Raw genomic sequence first — 11,097 nt, 5'->3', positions numbered from 1 at the left:
TCATTTTTTACTTTTTTGCAAAAATAAAATATCCCAAACAAATAGTTGTATTTCAATATATTAAAATAAATTAAAAAGCGTATAAAAATTTCTTGCTGGATAGCAGCGGCTTTCGAATTATAATACCCCTCCCCTCACAACGATTGCAACTTTTTTACATATCGCAATGATATCATGTAAAAGGCTAAAGATAGAGTACATACTCTATAATCACCATTGCATAAACATCTTACACGCTTTATGCTTTTCCATGGAAGCAAAAGGAAGATGTCAATGTCATCTAAACTAACGCGTAACCAAACATTGGTTTTAAACACTTTAAAAAATGCAAAAGGGCCTTTAAGTGCTTATGCGATTCTCAATCACTTACGCGAAGAAGGTTTTCGTGCACCTCTCCAAGTTTATCGTGCGTTAGAAAAACTCGTACAGTTAAAGTGTATTCATCGTCTTGAAAGTGTAAATGCCTTTATGGTCTGTTTGCACCCTGAAAACTGTCAACATGAACTTACAACGTTTATAATTTGCGAAAACTGTGGCACAGTCAATGAAATACAAAATCAAACGATTGTATCGAGTTTAAAACAGATGGTTCAAGCTATTGACTTCCAAGCCCACAAAAGCACCCTAGAAGTACGAGGTCTTTGTAAAAAATGCGCAACAAAATAAGACCTTGAACTTGCAAGTTCATATATTTAGCATTATGTTTCAAAAATTGCCTTATTGTTTGAAAAGCTCTTATCGTCCTTGTACGTATATCACCCGATCTTAGTGATGGGTTTATTATACTCATTGGAACATAAATATTGAAAGTATAAAATCATGTCCATAGCTGAGACAATTTTTTTAACCAAAAATTTCAATAAAACGCAACAAAAGAAAGTAATCAAAGCTCTTCTTATTATCTTTGCACTTTTTGTGATTTGGTTTAGCTATAAGTGGATAACGCAATGGCGTTATATACTCTCCACTGAAGATGCCTACGTACAAGGAGATATAGCAGCTATTGCGACTAAATTAAATGGATATATTGAAAGAATTGCCATTAAAGCCAACCAAGTTGTAAAAAAGGATGATGTTTTATTTTACCTAGACAATGGTGATTATCAAATAGCCTTGGATCAAACAGAAGCGCATCTTAACACACAGAAAAAAACACTTCTACGCATTGACGCACAAATCACAGCCGCTCATAGTGCTTTAGATGATGCAAAAGCACAAAAAGCAGCCGCTTCAGCCATAGCAACCAATGCACAACTCACCTTAAAACGTGTAACAGAACTAAAAAAAAATCGTTATGCTCCTCAATCCAATGTTGATGATGCCAAATCAGCTTATGAACAAGCCATTGCGAATGTTAACAGAGCGGATGCACAAATGGCTGCAGCGCGTGCAAATATCCGAGTGCTAGAAGCGCAACGAAGTGAAATAGAAAGCCAAACAAAGAGTCTAGAACTCACACGTGAAAAAGCACAACGTGATCTTGATTCGACCATTATACGAGCGCCATTTGATGGAGTTATAGGAAATTTAACAGCAAAAACGGGAGATTTCGTTGTAAATGGTCAACGTCTTGCAGCGTTAGTCCCCATACATGCACTTTATATTGAAGCAAACTATAAAGAAACACAGTTGCAAAATATTCACGCAGGACAAAAAGCCTATATTGCTATTGATGCCTTCAAAAAGGAGTTTTTTACAGGAAAAGTGCTTTCTATTTCGCCTGCAACAGGCGCTGTTTTTTCTCTTTTGCCTCCACAAAATGCTACCGGTAACTTTACCAAGATTGTCCAGCGCATTCCCGTACGTATTTCTATTCCAGAAGAAGTCTTAAAAACCGGACATATCCGAGCAGGAATGAGTGTTTCAGTGAAAGTTGATACACGTACAAAGCCACAAGATAAAAGTCTCTTATAACAAATAAAGTAGAAGATCTTACATGACATCCATACCAGAGCTCGTACAATCTCAAGAACGCATAGGAATGCAAAAAATTGTAGTTTTTATTGCTATGTCTTTTGGCATGTTTATGGCAATCTTAGATATCCAAATCGTCTCCTCCTCTTTAGCTGAAATTCAAGCGGGTCTTGCAGCAAGCTCTGAAGAAATTTCATGGGTTCAAACTTCCTATCTCATCGCTGAAGTCATCATGTTGCCGCTTTCTGGATTTTTAGGACGATTGCTTTCAACACGTGTTTTCTTTACCTTATCAGCTATCGGGTTTACGATTACTTCTATTCTCTGCGCAACGGCAACATCTATTGGAGAGATGATTTTGTATCGCGCACTACAAGGTTTTATTGGTGGTGGAATTATCCCTAGTGTTTTTGTTGCCTCCTATGTCCTTTTTCCTCCTTCCAAACGTCCCATTGTTACCCCTATCGTCGGACTGGTCGCAACATTAGCCCCCACCATTGGTCCAACCGTGGGAGGCTATATTTGTCATCTCTCATCATGGCATTGGCTCTTTCTCATCAATGTACCCTGCGGGATTATCATCTCAATTCTCGCTTGGAAATTAATTGATTTTGATAAAGCTAATCCCTCTTTAATGAAGGAATTTGATTGGTTAGGCCTCATTTCTATGGCTACTTTCTTGGGAACTTTAGAGTATGTTCTAGAAGAAGGAGCACGTCATGATTGGCTGAGTGATAGGCTGATTCGGGATTTGTTCATTATCATGATTCTTGCTGCAGCCTTATTCTTCTGGCGTGCTTTTACAGCAAAAGAACCCATTGTAGATCTCTCTACTTTTTCTAATTTTAATTTTTCAGCTGCATCCATTTTTTCCTTTGCATTGGGAATAGGTCTTTATGGACTCACATACCTTTATCCTGTCTATTTAAGCCAAATCCGCCATTATGATGCCCTCATGATTGGAGAAACACTGTTTCTTTCAGGATTCGTCATGTTATTAACTGCTCCGCTTGCTGGATTTCTTTCAGCACGAATGGATGCACGTTTAATGATGGCAATAGGACTTTTGGGTTTTGCAATAGGCACTTGGATGGCGAGCTCTATCACAGATAATTGGGATTTTTGGCAGCTCTTTTGGCCGCAAGTTTTCCGTGGTGCTTCTGTGATGTTATGTATGGTTCCTGTTAATAACATTGCCTTGGGAACACTCTCGCCAGAACGGATGCAAAATGCTTCTGGACTCTTTAATCTCACACGGAATCTAGGTGGTGCTGTAGGGCTTGCCATTATCAGCACTCTCATGACAAAACGCACAGACTTTCATTATGAACGCATAGCCGAAACGCTTAACCACGCAAACAGACAAGCAACTGAAATGCTTTCAAAGCTTACTTTATTTTTCAAAACAGAAACTTTTGATTCGTATACTCTTGCTCTTTCTCAATTGTTTGGTATGGTACGCGTACAAGCAACGATTATGGCTTTTAGTGATATTTTCTTTATCATAACCTTTATCTTTGGTATTTTGACAGTTATGACCATTTTTCTTAAAAAAATACCACCTCTCATGGATTCACTACCAAGTCACTAAGCTTAATTAAAATTGAGAAATATTTTTATCCTTATCACTTTCCTCGCTTCCTATGCACTTTATCTCTTCTCAAGAAACAGTATGAATCAATATATGATTCTAAATGATTCTTCTGATAAAAATTCACTTCAATGCGAGCTCTTTACGCATTTAAAAATAACTTCTCGCATACAAAAATTATTTTAGATGATAATAAACAAAGAGCTTATCTAAAGTGCTTCACACCATAAAGATAAAGCAGCTATTTCTATAAGATTTTTGATTTATCACCACAGGGCAAAAAACATTAAAACAATATTTGCGCCTGTAATTAAATCTCTCATATATCTCCCCCCCTTTTACGCTGCTATCCTCATAAAAACTATTCTGTAAGATTCTTTGCCTTTCACTCTTTTGATTCTCACTAGAATATTCATAAAAGATTCATGATTCTTGTGATTTTTATTCACTCACCTATTTCCCTTATAATATGTAGGATAACGTTTTTTTGATTCTGAATGAAAAATTTTACATGAAAAAATCATTTTGTATTTGATACTCTCATGCCAATTGCAAAACGATTTACCTTTATAGCAAAAAAGTAATGATATATTTTTTCAAAAAAACTGCTTTTGAACATGTAATTTTATTTTTTACACTCTTTTAAAAAAGCTGATACTTACAATTTTGATTCGACTGCTACATATTTTTCTTTCTTAAGCCCCTTCTCTTTCAACAAGCGCTAAAATTGTATAAAATTTCTCAAAATATCTCTCTATTGAATCAATCAAAACCGTTCCCTTGCACATAAAACTCAAAGAGATAAAAACTGTTTAAGAAAAAAGTAAAATACCCAACCGTTTCGATGCAAGATCTACCAACGATATTGAAAACTGTATGGTGACACCGGCTTAAAAGAATACAAGACCACTCAAAAATCCGGTTCCTTTAATATTATAAAATAGGACGCTATTTCAAAAAATGAGCTTAAAATATATTCCTACTTACTTAACTGAAATTATCAAAAATAAGAAACTAGCCATATAATAAAATCGCAATACAACTCCCCAAAACTTTGTACCGCTAAATACTTTGGCACTAGCCAAAATAGTATGCTTTCCTCAATGCCAGCCTGTTGAAAAACGAAATAAACACTATCTTCAAGCCACTTTATGATGCTGAAAACGATATGAAACTTCTTGTTCTCCACTAGGAACTAAAGTGCCGTAACACCCAGAAAGATAATGTGGTATCAGTTCCAACGCTTGAAAGCGATGCTTTTCATAAGGACCAGGCATTGCCAAATTTTCTGTTAAACTATTTGAAAAGCCAAAACGTTGATAAAATTCAAAATCCCCTACCAAAAAAATGGCGCCATATCCCAATTTTTTTGCTGTTTCAATTGCATGGCGGACTAAAATTGATCCTATTCCCATACCAGCACATTCAGATGCAACAGCCAAGGGGCCCAAAAGTAAAGCATGTTGTGTTTTATTGCTTCCTTTAGAAAAAGAAACATGCCAAAGACGGATACTTCCCACAAGCTCTCCAAGCGCATTTTTAACCACAAAAGAAAGCCCTTGAGCAGCTAACCGACCACGACGTAAAGCCTCTGATGATTTACGTTTACGTCCATACCCCATCGTTGAATCAAGCAAAATTTCTCGATAAGGCTTATCTGCTTCTTGCTCCAATAAAAGTGTAAAATATGCCCCATCTTTTGTTTGAAAATTCATCATGTTCATCTCAATGACCGCCCTCTTATAGCGCCATGACGAGCATAGCAAAAAATCTAAAAAACTACAGTTAAAAGGAAACCTCAGATCACATATGATCGTAAAGGCTCAAAACCATTAAAAGCAACCGATGCGTAAGTTGTTGTGTAAGCACCCGTTCCATGAATCAATATTTCATCTCCTATCGTTAGGGATAGAGGAAGCGGATAAGGTATTTTTTCATAGAGAACATCTACCGAATCGCATGTTGGTCCAGCCAAAATACAAGGCTCCATAACCTTATCATCATGAGGTGTTTCAATAGGATAACGAATAGCTTCATCCATAGTCTCAGCAAGACCATTAAATTTCCCAATATCAAGATAAACCCATCGTACATTATCATTATCAGCTTTTTTAGATATTAGAACAACTTCTGTACGAATAACACCAGCATTGCCAACCATCGCACGCCCAGGCTCAATAATCGTCTCAGGGATACGATTACCAAAATGCTTTTTCAATGAATCAAAAACTGCTGTACCATAAGCTTGTTCTGTAGGGACATCTTTCAAATAACGCGTTGGAAAACCGCCACCCATATTCACCAACCTCAGCGAAATGCCTTCTTGTTCCAAACGCTTAAAAACTGTAGCAGCATCCGATAAAGCACGATCCCACGCACTCAAATCAACCTGCTGAGATCCAACATGAAAAGAAACACCATAGGCTTGCAAACCCAATTGGTGTGCCCGTCTTAGAACATCAACCGCCATAGCTGGAACACAACCGAATTTGCGTGACAATGGCCACTCTGCTCCTTTGCCATCGGTAAGAACACGGCAAAAAACACGTGCTCGTGGAGCAACACGCGCAATTTTTTCCACTTCTTCAATACAATCAACTGCATAAAGTGAAACTCCCAATGCATATGCTCGTGCAATATCACGCTCTTTTTTAATCGTATTCCCAAAAGAAATACGCTCTGACGTTGCTCCTGCTTTTAAAGCCATTTCAATTTCTGCAACAGAAGCCGCATCAAAAGAAGATCCTAAAGAACTCAGCAAACACAAGATTTCAGGTGCTGGATTTGCCTTTATTGCATAAAAAATACGAGACTGCGGTAGAGCTTTTTCAAAATTTAAATAGTTGTCACGAACAACATCAAGGTCAACAATTAAGCATGGACCTTCAGAACGATGTGTTGCAAGAAAATCGCGAATACGTTGCGTTGCCATCTGCAATTCTCCTTGAGGGAAAGCTCCCCCACTCTATGCTTGGACAGTCGAAGCTGCCAAAAGCTAAAGGACAAAAAACACACAACAACCATCCCCATTCTGATTACAAAAAACCAGAAATTAGCATTGCATGCAGCGAAAGAACAGCGCGAAGCCGCGTTATTCTATTTTATCTGCCTTTTTGATTGGAATTGAGAAAACCACTTCCGCACTGAAGGCAATGAGGTGTGCCTCTATAGTTATCCCAGCATTTAAAAACTGGAAGACACCAGAAAGGCCCGCACCGTCGTTGCTTCAAGATGTCCTCATTCTTGCAATTGGCTGTAAGAATGACTGGAGCGGTTAGTTCCAGGTACCGTACCGGTTAATCTCACCATTTGAGAACCAGCGGACACCCACAGGCACGTGCGACTTTGGGCAAAGCATCCTATAAAACGAATTCTTTCTCATTTCAATCATTTTTTTAATTTTAAACATTTTTTAATTCTTAAAGATAAAATGATGCGAAAAAACAACACTCTCCTCCAGACAAAGCCATCCATCCGCTTTCATGAGATCACACCCTTACATTACCCGAGCAACATAAATCATTATCTTGCTTGTAAAGCCCCTCGTTTCTTTGCCTTATTCTATCTCCTAATATGCCCCATAGAAAATAATGCAAAACAAATTACTCAACGCATTAATTTATAATGATAATTTATTATTGTACCCTTAAACAAAAATCCCATCATAAAATTCTCTTATTTTAACCCCCTTACAATAAATCAATTCAAATCATTCTTTTGCACATTACAAATAAAAACAATTGAAAAAAGGAGAACCTCTTATATATCCTATCAAATGCAAGGATGACCGACATTGAAAACTAGCGATAGTAACAACTGAAGCACTATCATCTTTAAAGATAACGATGTCCTTCCCCCAACAAATACCATTATCTTTCTCATTTGCATCCTAAAAAACATCCCTGCTTCCACATCCATTTCACAGCATAGTTTAAGGTAGATATCATGCAAAATTTCCAGTATAATATAGATTGTATGGTATAGACCAACTACATCTCACCCTCTTTATACTTATGAAATTACAAACCAACGCCCCCATTTTATCTGCCAACTCTCAATATTGCAGAAACTCCTACATTGAAATGTTTCATAACACCTTATCTAAATGATTTTTGTCCACACGTTGCTTTTATTTGCAACGTACAGGTGAATGAGTTTTACATGATTCGTTCTCATTTAATCTGGAAACAATAAAGTTCACAATATTTAACTCTGTTTATTCAAATCAAAATAAATTATCATTATAAATTAATGTATTATATTAAATTCTGAAATCATAAACTCCTATTATCATTTTATTTTTTCCACCTAGTATCTGCTTGCTCATCTCCTCTTATTAATCACATCTTATTCATACGCTTTTTTCTTACGCTATAAATCTCCCTCCCCTGCGCTGTTGGTGAAGAGAGTTTCTACTTTAAAATGAAAAGTATTTAAAAACTCAATCCTATAAAATGTAAGGAGAGAAAATGATCTATAATGATTATTTATAAATCAAATAATTTAACATAGACAAAAAGACCGAATAATATCCGGTCTTATAAAATATTTTTCTACCAATATCAAAAAACTCTTCTCTCTCTTAAATTTAAGAGAAAAACGCTAAAATTCAAAGTCCTACACTACGCTACCCTTATGTCCCTTGGTGAGAATCAATTGCACGCAACTTCAACAATTGAAACTGCCTATGGCGCTCACGAAAGCGATCTCTATCGGCTTCACTACGCGTGTTATAACAAGCATCACAGGAAACACCTTCCTCATAATGAGGCGATAATTTGCTTTCAGCATTAAGAGGAGAACGACACGCGCGACATAATTCGCGTCCGCATTCTTCAAGACCATGTTGAACAGAAACACGCTCATCAAAAACAAAACACTCACCCCACCATAAACTTTCCTCTTTTGGAATTTTCTCTAAATATTTTAGGATACCTCCTTTTAAATGGTACACTTGCTCATAACCAAGCTCACGAACATAAGCTGTTGATTTTTCACACCGAATACCGCCTGTACAAAACATAGCAATTTTCTTTTTCTTCTTTAAATCAGCTTCATGTTGACGCACCCATTCAGGAAATTCGCGAAATGTTTTAATCTGCGGATCAATCGCTCCTTGAAAACTCCCAATAGCATATTCATAATCATTACGCGTATCGATCAAAATTGTCTCTTCATCTTGAATAAGAGCATTCCAATCTTCAGGATCCACATAAGTACCAACAACTTTTAGCGGATCAACACCTTCAACCCCCATTGTTACAATCTCTTTTTTCAACCGCACTTTCATACGATGAAAAGGCATTTTTGATGCCCATGAATATTTAATCTCCGGCGTTTGAAACGCTGGCTCAGCCGTAATAAAATCCACCAATGCCTCAATCGCAGTACAAGAACCAGCAACCGTTCCATTAATTCCCTCTTGTGCTAAAAGCAGAGTGCCTTTGATATCCTTTGCTTGACATAAATCCTGCAAAGATTTTTGTAATTGATGATAATGCTTCAAATCTGCAAAGCAATAAAGTGCAGCAACTTTAAAATTCTTTTCCATGTGTTTTGCCATAACGCGCGTTTCATTCAATTTCAAGATTTATTCATGTACTCTTTAACATATTCTGCTTAATCAAACGATACAAATAATATCATCTCCAAGAAGAAAAAATATCATGTGCCAAAAAAGAGAAAGGCTTTCATTATATCTCCAAGGACAAACTGTTATACTTGTTTTGCTCATTGACAATTTACAAAGTGCTGTACCCTTAACACGTGCTCTTGTCAAAGGCGGATTAAAAACAATTGAGATCACCTTGCGAACACCAAATGCCCTCAAAGCAATTCAGAAAATTACACAAGAAGTCCCTGAAGCAATTGTTGGAGCTGGAACAATTCTCAACACAACACATTACGAAAAAGCCGAACAAGCTGGAGCAAAGTTTATTGTAAGCCCCGGATTATCAAATGAATTAATCAATTGTGCAAAAAATAGTGAAATTCCCCTTCTTCCCACTGCAATGACCCCAAGTGAACTCATGCAAGCATTAAACAAAGGCTATTCATATCTTAAATTTTTCCCAGCTGAAGCCGCTGGAGGCATTTCCTTCATCGAAGCTTTAGCATCTCCCTTCTCTGATATCTGGTTTTGCCCAACAGGCGGTATTACACAAAAAAGTGCAACACAATGGCTCCAACTGCCTAACGTCTTCTGCATTGGCAGTTCTTGGATAGCGCCCCAACATCTCATTGCAATAAGTGATTGGGATTCGATTACTGCATTAGCATATAGTGCATCACAACTTCTCTCTCCCTCGAAAAAAGCTCTTTCTACGATATAATGTAAAGTGCAAGAATATCACCCCCTTCAACAAAACCAACGCTTTCACACATCCTTGTGCAATCTTTTAACATCGTCATAAAACCACAAAACATCACCCGATCTTGAGCGAGATGAATGTTGGGGAGTGTTATTGTTTCAAAAAAGCACCTACTCTCCATAATAATCGTAATACGCCCCATATGCTCAGAAAGCTCACGAGTGGTCATAAGATAAAATTTCAACTGTTATACATGTGCCCCAATGAGAGGATCTTGTGCAAAGAGGAAACAAGATCTTTTGCATAAATTAACTCATTCTGCTCACGCGTTATTTAAATAAGGACAACTTCTAAAAATTTTTCATAAGTGTCAGGATCACGAATAAAGCTTGCAAAAGGAAAAGCCCCGTAACAGTTTGAAAGAAGATAAAGTATCAACTTCCCCACTCATTACTCCACAAAAGCGCGCTCTACAACATAAGTAGCAGGAGCATTATTGGCTCCTTCAACAAGACCAAAACTTTCACACATCCTTGCACAATCTTTTAACATTGCAATAGAACCACAAATCATCACCCGATCTTCATCAGGATGAATTTTAGGAAGGCCAGTTGTTTCAAAAAAGAACCCGCTCTCCATAACAGTCGTAATACGCCCCATATGCTCAGAAGGTTCACGAGTGGTCATAGGATAAAATTTCAACTGTCGTGCATATGCCCCAATGAGAGGATCTTGTTGCAAAGAAGAAACAAGATCTTTTGCATAAACTAACTCACTCTGCTCACGCGTTGTTTGAATAAGAACAACTTCTAAAAATTTTTCATAAGTTTCAGGATCACGAATAAGACTTGCAAAAGGAGCAATCCCAGTCCCAGTTGAAAGAAGATAAAGACGTTTTCCAGGAATAAGAGAATCAAGAACCAGTGTTCCTGTGGATTTTTTACGCATGAGAACTGTATCACCAATTTTAATTTTTTGGAGATGCTCGGTTAAAGGTCCCCCTGGAACTTTTATCGAAAAAAACTCAAGCTGTTCATCCCAAAAGGGACTTGCAATCGAATAAGCACGATAAATCGGCTTTTCTGCATTTGGCAAACCGATCATAACAAACTCACCCGAACGAAAACGAAAACTGTCCGGACGATTCAAACGGAATTTAAATAATCGATCTGTATAGTGACAAACCTCTTGGACAGTAAGGGCGAACACATTCTCAGGAATCGAAAAACTTGCAACGCTGCTGATGTTTGACGGAACATTGGTAGCAGACGTATTCATACT

At 37.3% G+C, this 11,097-nt stretch carries 8 protein-coding genes and 1 pseudogene; 4 read left to right on the top strand and 5 right to left on the bottom strand.

The window, feature by feature from the left end:
• The first annotated feature begins 273 nt into the window (after positions 1-273).
• From ACFIJS_RS07305 to ACFIJS_RS07295, 3 genes are all read left to right on the top strand, one after another.
• Positions 274-666 carry a Fur family transcriptional regulator gene (locus ACFIJS_RS07305; protein ID WP_375650925.1) on the top strand — a complete coding sequence of 131 codons (393 nt, stop codon included), beginning with the start codon at positions 274-276 and terminating at the stop codon, positions 664-666.
• Between the two features lie 153 nt (positions 667-819).
• The gene (locus ACFIJS_RS07300; RefSeq protein WP_375650924.1) at positions 820-1,914 is read left to right on the top strand and encodes an HlyD family secretion protein; all 1,095 of its coding nucleotides are present in this window, start codon (positions 820-822) and stop codon (positions 1,912-1,914) included.
• Positions 1,915-1,936: 22 nt separating this feature from the next.
• Positions 1,937-3,505, top strand: a complete 1,569-nt coding sequence (locus ACFIJS_RS07295) for a DHA2 family efflux MFS transporter permease subunit (protein WP_375650923.1) — start codon at positions 1,937-1,939, stop codon at positions 3,503-3,505.
• Positions 3,506-4,644: 1,139 nt separating this feature from the next.
• Here ACFIJS_RS07295 and ACFIJS_RS07290 read toward each other — a convergent pair.
• The 3 genes from ACFIJS_RS07290 to ACFIJS_RS07280 all read right to left on the bottom strand — a co-directional run bounded on the left by ACFIJS_RS07290 (position 4,645) and on the right by ACFIJS_RS07280 (position 9,056).
• Positions 4,645-5,229, bottom strand: a complete 585-nt coding sequence (locus tag ACFIJS_RS07290; RefSeq protein WP_375650922.1) for a GNAT family N-acetyltransferase — start codon at positions 5,227-5,229, stop codon at positions 4,645-4,647.
• Positions 5,230-5,303: 74 nt separating this feature from the next.
• A complete protein-coding gene (locus ACFIJS_RS07285) occupies positions 5,304-6,437 on the bottom strand; it encodes a type III PLP-dependent enzyme (RefSeq protein WP_375650920.1) in 1,134 nt (377 codons plus the stop codon).
• A 1,701-nt stretch (positions 6,438-8,138) separates the two neighbouring features.
• Entirely contained in the window at positions 8,139-9,056 is a 918-nt protein-coding gene (locus ACFIJS_RS07280; protein ID WP_375650919.1) for a rhodanese-related sulfurtransferase, read from the bottom strand.
• A gap of 115 nt (positions 9,057-9,171) precedes the next feature.
• On the opposite strand from ACFIJS_RS07280, the gene eda reads away from it, so the two are divergent.
• Positions 9,172-9,837, top strand: coding sequence for a bifunctional 4-hydroxy-2-oxoglutarate aldolase/2-dehydro-3-deoxy-phosphogluconate aldolase (eda, locus tag ACFIJS_RS07275; protein WP_375650918.1), 666 nt, complete (start codon positions 9,172-9,174; stop codon positions 9,835-9,837).
• Here eda and ACFIJS_RS07270 read toward each other — a convergent pair.
• Positions 9,816-10,248: pseudogene (locus ACFIJS_RS07270) on the bottom strand (ferredoxin--NADP reductase); the annotation flags it as partial. The gene eda and the pseudogene ACFIJS_RS07270 overlap by 22 nt on opposite strands.
• 18 nt (positions 10,249-10,266) lie before the next feature.
• The gene (locus ACFIJS_RS07265) at positions 10,267-11,094 is read right to left on the bottom strand and encodes a ferredoxin--NADP reductase (RefSeq protein ID WP_375650916.1); all 828 of its coding nucleotides are present in this window, start codon (positions 11,092-11,094) and stop codon (positions 10,267-10,269) included.
• Positions 11,095-11,097: the final 3 nt, after the last annotated feature.

The sequence above is a fragment of the Bartonella sp. OT172YNZD genome (assembly GCF_042193725.1).
In the GTDB taxonomy this organism is placed as follows: Bacteria; Pseudomonadota; Alphaproteobacteria; order Rhizobiales; family Rhizobiaceae; genus Bartonella; species Bartonella grahamii_A.
This window is presented reverse-complemented; position numbering and strand designations above follow the sequence as displayed.